Below are 17,698 nucleotides of genomic sequence, written 5' to 3'. Positions count from 1 at the left end.
ATAACCGCTGAAAGCATCTAAGCGGGAAGCCTGCTTCAAGATGAGGTATCCCACCCTACTTTGTGGGGGTAAGGCCCCCAGCTAGACGACTGGGTTGATAGGCCGGAGATGTAAGCTCGGTAACGGGTTGAGTTGACCGGTACTAATAGGCCGAGGACTTGACTACGAAGCTGCTACGCGTCCACTGTGCAACTCTGAACAAACAGGCACCCATCCCGGTTGGGGTTGTGGGTTGTTTGATATGTTCATAGAGTTACGGCGGTCATGGCGGAGGGGAAACGCCCGGTTACATTCCGAACCCGGAAGCTAAGCCCTCCAGCGCCGATGGTACTGCACTCGGGAGGGTGTGGGAGAGTAGGACGCCGCCGGACATTCTTTCGTTTCAGGGCCACCCCTAACCGGGGTGGCCCTGAAACGCGTCCAGCCCCGGCTGCGAAAGCCTCCGGTGATCAAGAGAAGAGCGTCGGGCAGAAGATCTGCTCTGACACTTTCCTCTTGATCACCGGAGGTGCTGGCGGGGCGTCGCGTCCAGGGCGGCGAGCCGCGGTGCGGCGCTGTCTGACAGCCGACAGCGGCCGGTCCCGTCTCCGGGACTCTCCTCGACTAGGGTCGATTCTGCAACGACGAGTGTCGATAGCCGGCTTGTTGTGGAAGGGGCGCCGCATGAGGTTCCGGTCATGGTTGTCCGCAGTGGTCCTGGCGGTGGGCGTGGTGGCCGTGAGCCCGTCCGCCCCTGCGGCGTCGGCCCAGCTCGACCGCGCGCCGTCGGTCACGGCGCGCCCGTCGACCGGGTTGTCGGCCTCGTCGGTCGTCAGGGTCACGGCGACCGGCCTGCCCAAGAGGACCGAGGTCTCCATCGTCCAGTGCGACAAGGAAACCTACGACTACGACGGCAGCCGCCTCGGCTGCGCGGTCGTGCACACGACGACCACCAGCCGGCTGGGGCGGATCTCCGCGCAGGTGAGCGCCAGCACCAGGGTCTACCGCAGCCGCCCCTACGGCGACGACGAGCCGGTCTACTGCCGCGCGGACATCTGCCGATTCTTCGTCGAATGGGTCGTCGACGATGATTGGCAGTCGGTCGCCACCGCGCCCCTGGAGTTCACCGGCGACCCGGCCACGATCACCGCGACCCCGCACAGTGGCCTGGTCGACGGGCAACTGGTGGAGGTCACCGGCACCGCGAAGGGCTCACCCAGCCGGCACGTGACCATCATTCAGACCGCGTGCTACGACATCATCCAGGACAGCGGCTGCTATGGCGACACACCGCTGGCCACGGTGCCGCTCACCGAGGACGACACGTTCACGGCATCCGTGAACGTCCAGTACTGGCCCAACTGCGCGCCGGATGACTTCATGACGACGTGCGAGCTGCACGTGGTGGTGTACGACGCGCAGGGAAAGCCCGACGGCTCGTTCGGCTCCGGCTGGTCCGGCCCACACAGCGCCTACCTCGGCTTCGCCCCGGTCGCCTAGCGTCGAAGGTCAGGCCAGGGCCTGTAGCGCCGGGCGGAGGCGGATCTGGCCGACTGCGCGGTCGTACCCGGCGAACATCAGGAACGCGTCGTCGGCGCTGCCGACCTGGCACATGGACCGGATCCAGCCCGTCGGCCTCGGGTTCAGCAGCATCTGCAGCACGGGCCCCGCGCCCAGGGAACCCCGGCGCGTCCTCGTCGCCGGATCGATCAGCGAGATCCCCACGCCGTCGCCGGCCGCCGCGACCAGGACCTCCCCGTCCAACTCCACCGGGCAGAGCGCGTACCGGGGTGAGCTGTCGTCGAAGGAACCGAGCGCCTTGCCGGTGACGAGGTCCCACAGGCACACGGTGCCGTCGTTGGCGGCCGAGGCGAGCCAGCCCGCGCCGTCCACGGTGCCGGTGCAGAGGGCGTTGACGCTGCTGGAGTGGGCGGCGATCTGGAGGATCGGCCGTCCGTGGACCGGGTCCCACACCCGGATCCCGCCGTCGGTGTACGCGGCGGCAAGGAGGGCCCTGCCCCCGTCGTCGCGGGCGACGGTGCACAGCGCCTGGACGCCCGCTCGCACTCCGTGCCCGATCGTCCTGACCTGCCGGCCGGCCTCGGGGTCCCAGATCCGGACCCCTCGCTCGCCGCCGCCGGAGGCGAGCAGCGTGCGCTGCGGCGTCTCGACCGCGCAGAGCGCCCGCACCAGGCCGGGGGTGAGCCGGCCGGCCTGTCGACGCACCGCGTCGGGTGTCGGGTCCGGCAGGAAGCCCGCGAGGTCGAGGAGCACGCCGGAGGAGCCCATCACCCGCAGGTCCGCGCCGGTGTGCGGGTCACCGATCCCGACGAGGTGCCCGAGCCCGCCGTACGCGGCCCTGACGGCGCCGTCCACCGTCACCGGCGTCACGGCGGCGTGCCAGGGCCGGGTGAACGCCAGCACGGCGCCGGTGACGAGGGTGCCGCCCGCGACGATGCCGCCCAGCAGCGCGCCCGGCCAGCGCTGCGCCGACTGCACCCCCGGCACCACGGCGACGGCGGCGAGATACCAGAGCGCGGGTACCGCGAACCGCCCCGCGAGGCGGCCCACGGCGAGCATGTCCGGCGGGAACGGCTCCGCGCGGAGCGTGCCGCCCCGCAGCAACGAGAACAGCAGCGACAGCGCCAGCAGCACCGCGCCCACGATGACGACGGGACCGAAGTCGCCGGTGAACGAGGCCACCAGGGCGAACGCGACGGCGGTGGAGAGCACCCCGCGCACCCACGGTGCCAGCCGCGTGAACAGCACCCGGGACAGCCGCAGGGTCAGGGCCGCCCCGGCCGCCGTCACGAGCGCGACCGCCGCCAGCGACCAGAACCCGTCGACCCGCAGGGCGTCCGGTTGTGACCACCGCACCACGACCAGCAGGAGCAGCGTCGCGACGACGGTCAGGAGCAGTCGTACCATCGGATGACCTCGCGGTGCCCGGCCCGGCGCGGCCGGGATCGATGATGTCGAGCGAATGCGGGTCCGATCGTGTCAAGTGGACGCCACGCCGGTGGGGGGCCGGGCTAGGCGAAGCGGGACGGGTCCCCCGCGCCGACGCGCACGATCTCGGGGTCCCCGTCGGAGAAGTCCACCACGGTGGTGGGCTCGGTGCCGCAGTCGCCGGAGTCGACGACCGCGTCGATGGCGTGGTCGAGGCGTTCCTTGATCTCCCAGCCCTGGGTCATCGGCTCGTCGTCGCCGGGCAGCAGCAGGGTGCTCGACAGCAGCGGCTCGCCCAGCTCGGTGAGCAGGGCCTGGGCGACGGTGTGCGCGGGGATGCGGACGCCGACGGTCTTCTTCTTCGGGTGCAGCAGCCGGCGCGGCACCTCCTTCGTGGCGGGCAGGATGAAGGTGTAGCTGCCGGGGGTGGCCGCCTTGACGGCCCGGAAGACGGCGTTGCCGAGGTGCACGAACTGGCCGAGCTGCGCGAAGTCGCGGCAGACCAGGGTGAAGTGGTGGCCGCTGTCGAGGTGGCGGATCTCCCGGATCCGGTCCATGCCGTCCTTGTTGCCGAGCCGGCAGCCCAGGGCGAAGCAGGAGTCCGTGGGGTAGGCGATCAGCCCGTCCCGGCGGATGAGGTCGGCCACCTGGCCGATGGTGCGGGGCTGCGGGTTGTCCGGGTGCACGTCGAGGTACTTCGCCATGGCGGGAAGCTTAGGCCCCCGCCCCGACCTGTCGTCTTCCTGACAGTGTTCAAGAGACGTAAAAGTAGACGGTCATCGTTGTCCCATGGCCGTTCGATCGTTCCGTGGGGGCGGATACGGGGACCTGCTGGGTGCCCCGCCGATGCCCGGCCCCGTGCGGGTCACCGTGCTCGTCTTCGCGGTCCTGACGCTGCTGTTCGCCCTGGCGACGGTGCACCGGCTGCTGGTCGAGGACGGCTCGCTCGGCGCCGCGGTGTTCTTCGCCACCATGGCGGCGGCCTGCGCGCTGGTGGCGGGCACCCTGGCGGCCCGCCGGCCGTGGGCGGCCTACCCGGCGTACGCGCTGTCCGGGCTGTTCGCCGCGGCCTCGCTCGGCCTCTTCGGCGCGATCACGATCGTCGGGCTGGGGCTGCTCGCCTGGGTGCTCTGGTCGCTCAACACGCGGCCCGCGCGGGAGTGGTTGAGCGGGCGTCGCCGGCTGCGGTGACGCCCGACCGGGGTGGCGGTGCCGCGGCCCGGGGGGGCGCCACCGCCACCCGACGGTCAGCCCCGCGCGACGATCGCCACCAGGTCGTCGACCGTGTCCAGCCGCTGGCCGGGCGCGGTCAGCTCCACCTCGACGCCGTACTCCAGCTCGAGGGCGTCGACGAGGCGCAGCAGGCCGAGGGAGTCCACGCCGAGGGCCATCAGCGAGCCGCCGCCGAGCACGTCGACGGCGGACACCTCGCCCCCGGTGGCCTCGCTGACCAGTGCGGCGATCCGCGTACGCGGGTCGGTGGTGCCCATCAGAGTTCCTCTCGGGACTGTCGGACGATCTCGGCGATCTCCGCGATCGTGGGGGTGTCGAAGAAGGCGTCGAGTGGCACCTCGACGCCGAGCCGCTGCTGGATCCGTCCGCTGATCCGGGTGATGGTCAGCGAGTGCCCGCCCAGGTCGAACAGGTCCTCGTGCAGCCCGATGTCGGGGATCTTCAACACGTCCTGCCAGATCTCGCGCAGCGCCTGCACCACCGGGTCGGCGTCGGTCTCCGGCGCGGGGGGCGTCGCCTCCTCGGGGGCGTCGCGGCGCGCCGGCGCGGGCAGCGCGGCGCGGTCGACCTTGCCGTTGGGGCCGACGGGCAGCCCGTCCAGCAGCACCCAGTCGGTGGGCAGGACCGCCGCCGGGAGGCTGAGCGCCAGGTGCCGCCGCAGCTCCGCGGCGTCGACGGCCGAGCCGGCGCGGGGCACGGCGTACGCGACGAGGCGGGCCTCGCCGTCGGGGTCGGCGTGCAGCGTCGCGGTCGCCTCGGCCACCCCCGGGTGCTCCAGCAGGCGGGCGGTGACCTCGCCCAGTTCGAGCCGGTGCCCCCGGACCTTCACCTGGTCGTCGGCGCGGCCGAGGAAGTCGAGGCGGCCGTCCGGCAGCCACCGGCAGCGGTCCCCGGTGCGGTACAGCCGCCCGTCGGCCGCGCCGAACGGGTCCGGCACGAACCGTTCGGCGGTCAGGTCGTCGCGCTCCCGGTAGCCGACGGCGAGCCCCGCCCCGGCCAGGTACAGCTCGCCGGGCACCCCGACGGGCACCGGCCGCAGCGCGGCGTCCAGCACGTACGCCCGTACGTTCGGCAGCGGCCGACCGATGGTCACCGTGTCCGGGTCGGCGGGGACGTCCTCGACGGTGGCGTAGACGGTCGCCTCGGTCGGGCCGTACCCGTTGACGAGCCGGGCGGTGCGGGCCCGCAGCTCGCGGGCGAGGGCGACCGGCAGGGCCTCCCCGCCGGCGACCGCCACCAGCGACCCGGCCGCACCCGCCGCGTCGGCGGTTTCGGCCGCGCCGAGGCCCGCCGCCAGCAGCACCCGCCAGCCCGACGGGGTGGCCTGGGCATGGGTCACCCCGGCGTCGCGGACCAGCCGCAGCACGGCCGCGCCGTCGAGGGCGCTGACCCCCGAGGCGACGACCACCCGGCCGCCGGTGACCAGCGGCAGGAACACCTCCACGGCGGAGATGTCGAACGACGGCGAGGTCAGGTGCAGCCAGCGGTGCGCGGGCCCGGCGTCCAGCAGGTCCCGCAGGCCCAGCAGCAGGTTGGTCAGCGCGCCGTGGCCGACCGCCACGCCCTTGGGCCGCCCGGTCGAGCCGGAGGTGTAGAGCACGTACGCGAGGTCGCCCGTCGTCGGGGCGTCGGCGTCGACGTCGGTGTGCCCGCCGGCGAGCAGGTCGATCTCGTCGAGGGCGAGCACCGGCGGCCCGGCGTCAGGGCCGGCGTCCGGCGCGGCGGCGGTGACCACCAGCGTCGGGGCGGCGTCGGCGAGCACGAGCCGCTGCCGCGCCGGGGGATGGCCCGGGTCGACGGGCAGGTACGCCGCCCGGCAGCGCAGCACCGCCAGCATCGTCACCACCGTCCGCCAGGAGCGGTCCAGCGCCACCGCGACCAGCGAACCCGGGCCGACGCCCCGGCCGCGCAGCAGCGCCGCGAGCCGGCCGGCGGCGGCGTCGAGCCGGGCGTAGCCGAGCCGCACGTCGCCGTCGACGACGGCCACCGCGTCCGGGGCGGCGGCGACCCGGGCGGCGAACAGCTCGGGCACGGTGACGTCGGGGTACGCCCGCGCGGGGCCGGTGCCGACCCGGACGACCCGCTCCCGCTCGTCGGCGGGCAGCACCGGCAGATCGGCGACCGGCCGCTGCGGGTCGGCCACGACGGCGGCGAGCAGCGTGCGCAGGTGGCCGCCGATGCGCTCGACCGCGTCGGTGTCGATGGCGGCCGGGCTGTGCTGGAGGCCGACGTCGACGCCGGTGGGGCCGTCCACGACCTGCACGTGCAGCGCGTTGCGGGCCGCGCCGCCGAACAGGGTCCACTCCACGGCGGCGGCCACCCCGGCGAACGCGGGGTCGTCGCCGCGCCGGCGGTAGCCGACCGACACGGCCGTGAGCGCGGGCGCGGGGCGCAGCCCCGACACGGCGTGGGCCAGCGGCACGTGCCGGAACCGGTACACCTCGCGCAGTCGGGCCCGCACGGCGCGGGCATGCTCGGCGAACGAGCCGGCGGCGGGGTCGTCGGCGGTGACGGGCAGCTCGTTGACGAACAACCCGACCCGGTCGGCCTGCCCCGGGGTGCGGGTGGACAGCGTGACGCCGACGGGCACGCCCCGGTTGCCGTAGCGGTGCAGCAGGGCGTGCACGGCGGCGAGCACCAGCTCGAACCGGGTCACCCCGAGGCTGCCGGCGACCCGGCCCACGCCGTCGACCAGGTCGGCGGGCAGCGCCACGGCCACGACGGCGCCCGGCTCCGCGCCGGTGGGCACCCGGCGCAGGCCCGGCAGGACCACGTCGGCGGCGTCGGGCCGGTGCCGCGCCCAGAACTCGCGGGCGGCCGGTAGGTCGACGGCGACGCGGTCCCGCTCGGCCGCCGCGTCCCCGGCGTACCCGTCCGCGGGGGGCGTGGCCTGCGCCGCCGTCCCGGCGAGCGCGGCGGCGTACGCGTCGGCCAGGTCGCGGGCCAGCACGTCCTTCGACATCCCGTCGAAGGCGAGGTGGTGGACGCAGACCAGCAGCAGGTGCCGGCCGTCGGCGGCGGTCAGCAGCGTGAACCGGGCCAGCGGGCCGACCCGCAGGTCGTGCGGGCGGGCCAGTTCCTCGGCGACCCGGGCGTCGGTCCACTCGCCGAAGGTCACCGAGGCCCGTCCGTCGGCGGGGGCCAGCCCCGGCGTGCCGTCGGCGTCGGTGACGACCCGGGCGCCGAGCACGGGGTGCCGGTCGGCCACGGCGGCGCACGCCTCGACCAGGGCCCGGCGGTCCAGGTCGGCGGCGAACCGGACGCCGAGCGCCATGTGGTACGCCGTGCCGGCGACCCCGGCCTGCTCGGTGAACCAGACGGCGTGCTGCGCGTATGTCGCCTCGGCGGTGCCCACATGCTCTCCCATGGATCGTTATCGGGGTGGATCAGTTGTCGAACAGGCCGGTGAGCTGCCGCTTGAGCACCTTGCCGCCCTCGTTGCGGGGCAGTTCGGCGAGCAGCAGCAGCCGGGCGGGAAGCTGGTAGTCGGCGAGCCGGTCGGCGAGGAAGGCGCGCAGCGCCGGCAGGGTCAGCCCGGCGGCGTCGGCGTGCGGCCGGGCCACCACGGCGGCGGCGACGGCCGAGCCGAGCACCGGGTGCGGCACGCCGACGACGGCCGCCTCGGCGACGAGGGGGTGCTCGTGCAGCGCCGCCTCGACCTCCAGGCTGGAGACCTTGAACGCGCCGGACTTGATGACGTCCTGGTGCCGGTCGGCGAGGTAGAGGTAGCCGTCGGCGTCGATGCGCCCGACGTCGCCCATCCGCACCCACCCGTCGCGGAAGGTGGCCCGGTTGGCGGCGTCGTCGCGGTAGTAGGCGCGGGGGTACGGCGCGCGCAGCCACACGTCGCCGGTGGTGCCGGGCGGCAGCGGGTTGCCGTCGGCGTCGGCGACGCGCAGCTGCCCGCCGACCGGGCGGCCCACCGCGTCCCGGCGCGCCGGATCCCAGATCATCGTGGTCTGGGCGGGGGCCGCCTCGGTGGAGGTGTAGTAGTTGACGATGGTCGCCTCGGGAAAGGCCGCGGCGAGCCGGGCCGCCACGGCCGGCGGCAGCGCCGCCGCGGTCGACCCGATCAGGTGTACGCCGGAGCAGTCCCGGCCGCGCAGCGCCCCCGAGTCGAGCAGCTCGATGGCCATCGACGGGACGACGAACAGCGTCCCCGTGCCCGGGGTCTGCACCAGCCGGGCGAACCGGACCGGCGTGAACGCGGGCAGGGTGAGCGCCCCGGCCTTCGCGGTCAGCGCGTTGAACAGCATCGTCTGCCCGGCGTTGGTGCCGATGGCGAACGCGTGCAGGAACCGCTCCGAGTGGGCCAGCGCCAGCCGGCGCGGGTGGGTCGGCGCGCCGGCGGTCAGGTTGGCGTGGCTGGCGGCGACGCCCTTCGGGCGGCCGGTGGTGCCGGAGGTGTAGAGGATCTGCGCGAGGTCGCCGGGGCGTACCGGCGGGGGGTCGGCCGCGTCGGCGGGGCCGGCGGCCAGGTCGGCGGCCCGCCACACCGGCAGCCCGGCGGGGGCGGGCGGGGCGGCCGTGGCGTCGCCGTGCACGACGGCGGCGGCCCCGCAGTGGGTCAACGCGTGGCCGAGCTGGCCGGCGGCGAGCCGGTCCGACAACGGCACCGCGACCGCACCGGCCCGCAGCACCCCGCAGTACGCCACCGCGAAGCCGGTCCAGTCGCGGGCGCCGAACACCAGCCCGACCCGGTCGCCGGGGCGCACCCCCCGGCCGTGCAGGCCGGCGGCGACGGCCGCCGCACCGGCCGACCAGTCGGCGAAGGTCAGCGCCCGCACCCCGGCCACCTCGACGGCGACCCGGTCGGGGTGCAGGGCGGTGCGCCAGGCCAGCAGCTCCGGGACGGTCCGGGCGGCCGGCGGGGCGGCCGTCGCCGCCGTCACCGTGGCCCGCCCGGGGTGGTGTCCTGGGCCTGCCCCGTGTAGGCGGCGGCGCGGGCCGGGTGCCCGGCGGCGCGAGCCTCGCGTTCGGCGATGCCGACCAGGTCGTCCGGCGGCGCGTCGGGCACCTCGTCGTCGAACCGGGCCAGCACCGGCGTGGCCAGCGCGACGAGGGCGGTCAGCGCGATGCACACCCCGAAGACGACGTACAGCAGGCCGTGGCCCCGGCCGGGGCCGACGCCGATGACCGCGCCGACCGTGCCGGCGAGCGCGCCGCCGGGCAGCAGCAGCGGCTCGGCGACCCGCGCCGCGAACGGGGCGACGAGCCCCCACCCCAGCGGCATCGTCGACCAGGCGATCATCTGGTTGAGCGCGAACACCCGGCCGTGGAAGCGCGGCGGCACCTTCGTCTGGATGATCGTGTTGTAGACGCCGTTGACGACGCCGAGCGCCAGGTACATGCCGAACGCGCCCGCGCCGACCACCAGCGGGTCCGGCCGCAGCCCGGTCAGCACGGCGGCCGCCGCGATGCCGAGGGTGCCCAGCAGCACGGCCCGCATCCGGCGGTGGCTCGGGCCGCCCCAGAGGAGCATCACCAGGCCGCCGACGGCCGCGCCGACGCCGCCGGTCAGCGCGATCCGCGCCACCTGGTCCAGGTCGGCGAAGCCGAGCACCAGCGGGGAGAGCAGGTACAGCGCCGGGAACAGGAACAGGTTCAGGGCGGCGAAGAACGTCAGCATGGCCCGGAACTCGCGGCGGCGCAGCGCGTACCGCAGGCCGGCGACCATCTCCTCGCCGATGCCCTCGCGGCGTTGCAGGGCCAGGGTGCGGGGGAACCTGACGAGCCCCAGCACCCCGACCGCGAACACGTACGACGCCACGTCGATGAGCAGGATGCCGCGCAGCCCGACCGCGTCGAGCAGGGCCACCGCGACCAGCGGGACGGTGAACTGGGTCAGCCCCATCGCCGTCTGGGTGACGCCGTTGGCGTGACCGAGGAAGCGTTTGGGCACCAGCTGCGGCACCGCCGAGACGAACGCGAGGCGTTGGAACGCCAGCGCCACCGACAGCCAGGCGACCAGCGGGTAGAAGTGCCACACCTGCGCCCGGTCGGTCAGCACCAGGGCGGCCAGCACCGCGTTCGCGCCCCCGGCGGCGAGGCCGGCGGCCAGCAGTACCCGCCGCCGGCTGGTCCGGTCGATCACGGCCCCGGCCAGCGGCGCGACCAGCAGCCCCGGCAGCAGGCCGAGCACGGCGAACAGGGCGAACCGGGCCAGCGACCCGGTCTCCAGGTAGATCCACAGGGGGATCGCGAAGTTGGTCAGCGCGGTGCCCATGCCGGAGACCACCTGACCGGCGGCGACCAGACCGAACCGGCGCATGCTCGGCTCCGGGGCGCCGTCCGCGCCGGCCGTCGGCCCCGACGGCTGCGGTGCCCCGGGCGGGCCGGCGGGCTGGCGGGAGATCCCGGCCAACTGCCACGCGGGCTCGCTCGCGACCACGGGGGTGGCCGGGGGCGCTGGCGGGGCCGGCGCGTCGAGCCGCCGGTGCACGGTCGTGACGATCTCCGCCAGCTCGGCGGCCCGGTACTTCAGGAAGTAGTGCCCGGCCTCGTCGACCACGGCGAGGGCGGTGCGGTCGCTGAGGAAGTGCCACTCCCGGAACCGCTCGGCGTGGTAGTCGGTGCTGCGGTCCCGCTCGCCGACCACCGAGATCAGCGGGGCGCGCAGCGGGGTGACCCGCCGATGCATCAGCTCGGTGAAGTACTCCTCGGAGACCCGGGCGTCGTGGCGCATCGCCCGGATCAGGAACGCCACCTCGTCGGGGGCGAGCGAGCCGACCGAGGTGCCCTGCGCCTGCAACCAGGTGCGGTAGATCCGGTCGCTGCGGATCCGCTCGGCCAGCCGCAGCCGCAGCAGCGGACCGAGCAGCCCACCGGCGGGACGGCCGAACGGGAACACCGCGCCGAGGTAGACGGCGTCGAGGTCGCGCCCCCGCGCCTCCAACAGCCGGGCCACCTCCACGGCGAGGGCGCCGCCGGGGCCGCAGTGCCCGTACAGGATCAGCGGGCCCGACACCCGGGCCAGGATCTCCTCGGCGACCCCGGCGGCGACCTGGTCGATCGGCGCAGGGTCGTCGGCGAGGCCGATGTCGTGGCCCGGCATGGCCACCGACAGCAGCCGGTAGCCGGCGGGCAGCGCGTCGGCCAGCGGCTGGTAGACCACGGCGCTGCCGCCGCCGTACGGGACGCAGACGAGCGTGGCCACGCGGTCGGCGGCGGCCACCGGCGGGGTCAGCTCGTGCAGCAGCCCCGCCGGCCCGGTGTCGCCCCCGGCGGCCAGGGCGGCCAGCTCGCGGACGGTCCGGTGCCGGAACAGGTCCATCACGCTGACCGTGCCCGTCGCGCCGCCGGCCACGGCGGGCAGCTCCCGGCGCAGCCGGGCCACCACCTGCGTGGCCAGCAGCGAGTGCCCGCCGAGGTCGAAGAAGTCGTCGGTCGCGCCGACCTCGGCCACCCCCAGCACGGCCTGCCAGATCGCGGCGACCAGCGTCTCCACCGGCCCGGCCGGCGGCACCCGCTCGCCGGCGGGGACCTCGTCGCTCGGCGCGGGCAGCGCCCGCCGGTCCACCTTGCCGTGCTCCTGCAACGGCAGCCGGTCCAACACCACCCACCGGCCGGGCACCATGTGCTCGGGCAGCCGGTCGGCCAGGGCGCGGCGCAGCCGCGCCGGCTCCAGGGCCTGCGCGTCGGGCGTCGGCTCCAGGTAGGCGACGAGGCGATCGTCGCGCAGCAGCACCGCCGCCTGGTGCACGCCGGGGCAGTCGCGCAGCGCGGCATCGACCTCGCCGAGTTCCACCCGGTAGCCGCGGATCTTCACCTGGTGGTCGCGGCGGCCCAGGAACATCAGCTGCCCGTCGGCACGCCACCGGCCCAGGTCACCGGTGCGGTACAGGCGGGCCCCCGGCGGCCCGTACGGGTCGGGCACGAACCGCTCGGCGGTCAGGCCGGGCCGGTGGAGGTAGCCGCGCGCCAGCCGCTCCCCGCCCAGGTACAGCTCGCCGGGCACCCCCACCGGCACCGGCCGCATCCGCTCGTCGAGCAGGTACACCCGGGCGTGGGGCAGCGGCCGGCCGGTCGGCACCGGGCCGGTGGCGGGCCCGTCGGCGGTCACCTCGTAGGTGGCGACGCCGACCGTGGCCTCGGTGGGGCCGTAGTGGTTGAACACCCGGGCCGTGCCGGCGGTGGCGAGCGGGGCGATCCGCTCCAGGTCGGACGCCTCGCCGCCGAGGATCAGCGCGCGGGCGGGCAGCAGGTCGCCGGGCCCGGCGTCGGCGGCTAGCGCCGCCAGGTGCGACGGGGTGATCTTCAGGTAGTCGATGCGGTGCGCGCGCAGCTGCTCGGCCAGTTCGGCGCCGGTGCAGCGGCGCGGCACCAGGTGCACCGTCCCGCCGGTGGCCAGCGCCAGGTAGAAGACGGTGACGGCGAAGTCGAACGACATCGACTGCAGCAGCGCGTACCGGGCGGCCGGGACGACGGCGAACCGGTCGGCCACCCCGTCGAGGTAGCGCAGCACCTGCCGGTGTGCGACGGCCACGCCCTTCGGGACGCCGGTGGACCCGGAGGTGTAGATGACGTACGCCAGGTCGTCGCCGCCGGCTCCGGCCTCCGGGGGCGTGTCGGGCCGGGCGGTGACCTCGGCGGCTATCTCGGCCAGGCAGGCCACCGCGCAACCCGCGGCGTCCGGGTGGGCCCTGGGCGGCGCGGTCGGCTCCACCGGCAGCCGGTCGCGCAGCCCGGCGCTGGTCAGCACCACGGCGGGCCGGGCGTCGGCGAGCATCAGGCCCAGCCGGGCCGGCGGCTGCTCCGGGTCCAGCGGCAGGTACGCCCCGCCGGCCCGCAGCACCCCCAGCAGCGTCACGGCCAGCTCCACCGACTGCTCCAGCAGCACCCCGACCAGGACGTCGGGGCCGACCCCGCGCCCGCGTAGCCAGTGCGCCAGCCGGTTGGCGCGCCGGTCCAGCTCCCGGTAGGTGATCGCGTCGGCGCCGCACACCACGGCCGGCGCGTCGGGGGTCGCGGCGGCGTGCGGGGCGACCAGGTCGGCCAGGGTGGCCGCCGCGCCGGTGACCCCGGGCCCGCCGCCGGGCGCCGGGTCGCCGCCGGGTTCCGGGTCGTCGCCCCCAGGCCGGGCCAGCGCCAGCACCCGGTCGCGCCCCGCGTCGCCGAGCAGGTCCAGGTCGACCACGGGCAGGTCCGGGCGGGCGACCGCCGCGCGCAGCAGGGCGTCGAGGCTCGCGGCCAGCCGGGCGACCGTCTCGGCGTCGAACAGGTCGCTGTTGTAGACGAACATGCCGCGCAGCCCGTCGGCGGTCTCGCTGACGTACAGCGACAGGTCGAACCGGGCCGTGGCGGCGTCCGCGCCGAGGCTCTCGCTGCTCAGCCCCTGCGGCCACCGGCTGCCGCTGCGGGCGTAGTTCTGCAGCGTGAACAGCACCTGGAACACCGGGGCGCGGCTGACGTCGCGGGGCACGTTCAGCTCCCGGACCAGCCGCTCGAAGGGGATCTCCTGGTGGGCCAGGGCGCGGACGACGGTGCCCCGGGTGCGCCGCAGCAGGGCGGCGAAGCTCGGCTCGGCGGGAGCGTCGCCGGCCGGGGAACCCGCGCCCGCCCCGGCGGCGGGCGGGCCCGCCGCCGGGGAGAGGTCGGCGCGCAGCGCCAGGGTGTTGACGAACAGGCCGATCAGGTTCTCCAGCTCCGGCACCACCCGCCCGGCCACCGGGGAGCCGATGGCGAAGTCCCGCTGGCCGCTGTAGCGGAACAGCACCGCCTGCAGGCCGGTGAGCAGCGTCATGTAGAGGGTGGCCCGGTGCGCGCGGCTCAACCGGCGCAGCGCGTCGGTCAGGTCGGCGTCGACGGTGAACCGGTGGGTGCCGCCCGCGTACGACTGGACGGCCGGTCGGGGCCGGTCGGTGGGCAGCTCCAGCGGGGGCACCCCGGCCAGCGCACCGGTCCAGTACGCGAACCCGTCCCCGCTCGCCGGCCCGTCGAGGCGGTCGCGCTGCCAGGCGGCGTAGTCGACGTACCCCGTGCCGGGGGCCGCCGGCGGCGGAGCGCCGTCGCGCAGTGCGGCGTAGCCGGCCGCCACCTCGCCCAGCAGCAGGTCCAGCGACCAGCCGTCGCTGACGATGTGGTGCATGGCCAGGTGCAGGACGTGGTCGTCGTCGGCGAGGCGGATCACCAGCGCCCGCAGCAGGGGAGCGGCGTCGAGGTCGAACGGGGTGCGCAGGGCGGCGGCCACCTGCTCGCGGGCATCGGCCAGCGACGGCGCGTCGGTGACGGTGACCGGCACCCGCACCTCGGGCAGCACCTCCACGACGGGTTCGCCGTCGGCGTTCTCGGTGAACCGCATGCGCAGGCTGTCGTGCCGGGCGGCGGCGCCGTCGAGGGCCGCGCGCAGCAGCTCGACCGTCAGGGGGCCGCGCAGCCGGGTCGTCGACCACACGAGGTACGCGGCGGTGCCGGGGGTCAGCTGTTCGGTGAACCAGATCCGCTCCTGGCCGAATGACAGCGACGGTTTCTCCGCAGAACGGTGGAACGTCGTTTTCGGCGGGGTGTATGTGGCCCGCGTCGGTACGTCAACATTGGTCACGCGGAAGCCTTCTCACACGCCAGGGTCGGTCAGGAGCACGTAGTCTGCATGCTGCAAACAGAGCATCGCGTCGTCTGATCGGTCCACTGTGGAAAATCCGATCGACCGACCCGGCGCGCCCTACCGCCCGTCGTACGGTCGGGAATGCGATTCGCCGATGCCGTCGTGCCCGCCGAGTGGGCGTCCGAGACCCTGCTGCACGCGCCGTTCCGTGGCGTCGGCTCCCCGCCCGCCCCGCTGACCTGGGCGCAGCAGGTGACGTGGCGGGCGGACGCCCGGTACGGCTCCCACCACCGTTTCCTCAGCCTACGCCGCGTCGTGCCGGTCTCGGCGCGGGCCGGTGCGGATCCCGACCGCGCCGTCCGGGCGCTCGGCGCGCTGGTGGGCCGGCACGCCTCGCTGCGCACCCGGGTCCGCGTGGTCGACGGCGAGCCGCGCCAGCAGGAGGCCGCGACCGGCCACCTGCCGGTGCTGGTCGTGCCCGGCGTGGACGACGGCGCGGCCGCCGCCCGGGCCGCCGCCGACCGGCTCGCCGACGTCGCGTTCGACCACGCCGCCGAGTGGCCGGTGCGGGCCGCCGTGGTCACCGTGGACGACCGGGTACGCCAGGTCGTGCTGGTGTTCAGCCACTCGACGGTGGACGCCCACGCCGCCGAGGTGGTGCTGCGGGACCTGCGGCTGCTCCTGCTGCGCGGTCGCCTCGACACCCCGCCCGGCCCCCAGTCGGCGGACGTGGCACGGCTCCAGCACACCGCCGACGTGCGGCGCTCCGCGCGGACGGTGGCGTACTGGCTGCGGGAGTTCGACCGGCTGCCGGCCGCACCGCTGCCCGACGGCGGCCCCGGCCTGACCCCCCGGCTGCGCCGGGGCGTGTTCGTCTCCTCGGCCGTCGACGTGGCGTCCCGGATGATCGCCGCCCGGCACCGGGTCAGCACCTCGGCGGTGCTGCTGGCCGGGGTGGGCGCCCTGGCCGCCGCCCGGTCCGGCCGGGAGGTCTGCGGCGCTTTCCCGATGGCGCACAATCGGTTCCCGGCCGGCTACGCGAATGCCGTGGCCAACCTCGGCCAGATCGGATTCTGCGTGCTCGACCTGACCGGCCGGCCGGCATTTGCGGAGGTGCTCTCCCGCGTGTGGCAGGCGTCGCTGAACGGCCTGCGGCACGCCTATTACGATCCGGCCGCGCTGCGCGCGGCTTTCGCCGCGAGCGGCCGCGACTACGACTCGGCATTCCTGCCCCACTACTATTTCAACGACGTCCGGCTGCCCGTCGGCGGCCCGGCCGCCGCGCCGGAGGCGACCCGGGGCGAGCTGCGGGCCGCCGCGGCGCGCAGCGACTTCTCCTGGACGGCCGGGCTGAGCCGGTCCTCCTGGCACCTGTTGACCCACGTGGTCGACACCCCGGGCGGGGTGGGGCTCACCCTGAGCGCCGACACCCGGCACGTCGCCCTCGACACGGTCGAGGTGTTCCTGCGCGAGTTGGAGGAGTTGCTGGTGGAGGCCGCGTTCGCCGAGGTGCCCTGGCCGTCGCCCGCCCCGGCGGCGCCCCCGCCGGTGCCGCCGCCCGCCGTGCTCCCGGCCGCCGCCGACGAGGAGCTGGCGTACGCGGAGTTCACCGGCGGCCGGGACGCGACCGGCCCGCTCACCTGGGGCCAGCGGGCGATGTGGCGGGCCGTCGAGGTGTTCGAGTCGCCGCGCCACAGCGTGCTCAACCTGCGCCGCACGCTGGCCGTGTCCCGGCGCGCCGACGTCGACGTGGCGCGGGCCGTGCGGGCCGTCGCGGCGCTGGTGCGGCGGCACGAGTCGCTGCGCACCCGGGTCCGCTCGGTCGACGGCGAGCTGTACCAGTCGGCCACTGGCGCGGGTCGGCTGCCCGTGCTGGTGCACCCGGTGGCGTCGGCCGCGGTGGATCCGGACGGCCGGGCCGCCGCCTCGGCGCTGGCCGCGCGGCTGGGCGACCCCCGCTTCGACCACGCCGCCGAGTGGCCGATGCGGGCCGCGGTGGTCACCGTGGACGACCGGGTACGCCAGGTCGTGCTGGTCTTCAGCCACTCCACGGTGGACTTCCACGCCGCCGAGACGGTGCTGCGCGACCTGCGGATGCTCGTGCTGCGGGGGTCCGTGCCCACCCCGGCGGGCCCGCAGTCGCTCGACGTCGCCGAGCGGGAGGGCGACGGCGAACGCCGCCGGGGCGACCGGGCGGTGGCGTACTGGACGCGGCACTTCCCCGACCTCACCGTGGGCCTGTTCGACCCGGTCGGCCCGGGCCTGACCCCCCGCTACCGCCGGGGATCGCTGGTCTCGCCGGCCGTGCGCCACGCGGCGCGGATCGTCGCCGCCCGGCACGGGGTCAGCGACGCCACGGTCCTGCTCGCGGCCACGGCCGCCGTGCTCGCCGCCGACGGCGGCGGCGACGTCTGCGGCGTGTTCACGATGGTCAACAACCGCTTCCAGCCCGAGTACGACGGGGCGATCAGCAAGCTCAACCAGATCGGGCTCTGCCGGATCGACCTGGCCGACCGGCCCGCCTTCGCCGAGCTGCTCACCCGGGCCGGCACGGCGTCGCTGGACGCCTACCGGCACGCCTACTACGACCCCCGGGAGCTGGAACGCGCGTTCGCCGCGCGGGGCCTCGACTACCACACCGCCCTGGCCCCGTTCTGCTACCTCAACGACATCCGGCTGCCGCACGACGCCGGCGTCGACCCCGCCGGCTGCGACGAGGCGACCCTGCGGGCGGCGGCGGAGCGCAGCGCGTTCCGCTGGGTGGAGGAGCTGGAGGCGTTCAGCTGGCGCTGTCGCCTCCAGGTCCTCGACGCCCCCGGCGCGGTCGAGCTGTCCGTGACCGTGGACACCCGCTATCTGCCGCCGCAGCGGGCCGAGGCGTTCCTGCGCGCCGTGGAGGCCCTGCTCGTCGAGGCGGCCTTCCGGGCCGTCCCGTGGCCGTGGTCGCCGCCTGCCCTGCCCGGCGAGTGCCCTGGTTAGGCGTGTGCGGCCAAC

The 17,698-nt window shown here is 75.6% G+C and carries 9 protein-coding genes and 2 rRNA genes; 5 read left to right on the top strand and 6 right to left on the bottom strand.

The annotated features are described in order from the left end of the window. The 3 genes from GA0070558_RS26415 to GA0070558_RS26405 form a co-directional block, all read left to right on the top strand. A 23S ribosomal RNA gene (locus GA0070558_RS26415) occupies positions 1-166 on the top strand; the annotation flags it as partial. An 88-nt stretch (positions 167-254) separates the two neighbouring features. Beyond that, a 5S ribosomal RNA gene (gene rrf, locus GA0070558_RS26410) occupies positions 255-371 on the top strand. Between the two features lie 292 nt (positions 372-663). Further along, on the top strand, positions 664-1,479 hold the full coding sequence (locus tag GA0070558_RS26405; protein WP_091284548.1) for a neocarzinostatin apoprotein domain-containing protein: 816 nt from the start codon (positions 664-666) through the stop codon (positions 1,477-1,479). A 9-nt stretch (positions 1,480-1,488) separates the two neighbouring features. Here the strand turns inward: GA0070558_RS26405 and GA0070558_RS26400 are convergent, their stop codons facing one another. Together GA0070558_RS26400 and GA0070558_RS26395 are read right to left on the bottom strand one after the other, a co-directional pair. Then, positions 1,489-2,907: a WD40 repeat domain-containing protein gene (locus tag GA0070558_RS26400; protein WP_091284546.1), complete on the bottom strand. Its 1,419-nt coding sequence runs from the start codon at positions 2,905-2,907 to the stop codon at positions 1,489-1,491. A 104-nt stretch (positions 2,908-3,011) separates the two neighbouring features. Then, positions 3,012-3,632, bottom strand: a complete 621-nt coding sequence (locus tag GA0070558_RS26395; RefSeq protein ID WP_043969213.1) for an L-threonylcarbamoyladenylate synthase — start codon at positions 3,630-3,632, stop codon at positions 3,012-3,014. Between the two features lie 85 nt (positions 3,633-3,717). On the opposite strand from GA0070558_RS26395, the gene GA0070558_RS26390 reads away from it, so the two are divergent. Beyond that, complete coding sequence (locus GA0070558_RS26390; protein WP_077940402.1) at positions 3,718-4,119, top strand: hypothetical protein; 402 nt, start codon at positions 3,718-3,720, stop codon at positions 4,117-4,119. A 56-nt stretch (positions 4,120-4,175) separates the two neighbouring features. Here GA0070558_RS26390 and GA0070558_RS26385 read toward each other — a convergent pair whose 3' ends face one another. Genes GA0070558_RS26385 through GA0070558_RS26370 form a run of 4 tightly spaced genes read right to left on the bottom strand, consistent with a single transcriptional unit; the run spans position 4,176 to position 14,701 of the window. Beyond that, complete coding sequence (locus GA0070558_RS26385) at positions 4,176-4,418, bottom strand: acyl carrier protein (protein WP_077940401.1); 243 nt, start codon at positions 4,416-4,418, stop codon at positions 4,176-4,178. Continuing rightward, positions 4,418-7,528 carry a non-ribosomal peptide synthetase gene (locus GA0070558_RS26380; RefSeq protein WP_091284544.1) on the bottom strand — a complete coding sequence of 1,037 codons (3,111 nt, stop codon included), beginning with the start codon at positions 7,526-7,528 and terminating at the stop codon, positions 4,418-4,420. The genes GA0070558_RS26385 and GA0070558_RS26380 overlap by 1 nt, the downstream gene beginning before the upstream one ends. A 19-nt stretch (positions 7,529-7,547) precedes the next feature. Next, positions 7,548-9,053 carry a class I adenylate-forming enzyme family protein gene (locus GA0070558_RS26375; protein ID WP_091284542.1) on the bottom strand — a complete coding sequence of 502 codons (1,506 nt, stop codon included), beginning with the start codon at positions 9,051-9,053 and terminating at the stop codon, positions 7,548-7,550. Continuing rightward, entirely contained in the window at positions 9,050-14,701 is a 5,652-nt protein-coding gene (locus tag GA0070558_RS26370; protein ID WP_218107107.1) for a non-ribosomal peptide synthetase/MFS transporter, read from the bottom strand. The genes GA0070558_RS26375 and GA0070558_RS26370 overlap by 4 nt, the downstream gene beginning before the upstream one ends. Before the next feature lie 144 nt (positions 14,702-14,845). On the opposite strand from GA0070558_RS26370, the gene GA0070558_RS26365 reads away from it, so the two are divergent. Next, entirely contained in the window at positions 14,846-17,683 is a 2,838-nt protein-coding gene (locus tag GA0070558_RS26365; RefSeq protein WP_091284540.1) for a condensation domain-containing protein, read from the top strand. Positions 17,684-17,698 lie beyond the last annotated feature (15 nt).

The organism is Micromonospora haikouensis, assembly GCF_900091595.1.
In the GTDB taxonomy this organism is placed as follows: Bacteria; Actinomycetota; Actinomycetes; order Mycobacteriales; family Micromonosporaceae; genus Micromonospora; species Micromonospora haikouensis.
This window is presented reverse-complemented; position numbering and strand designations above follow the sequence as displayed.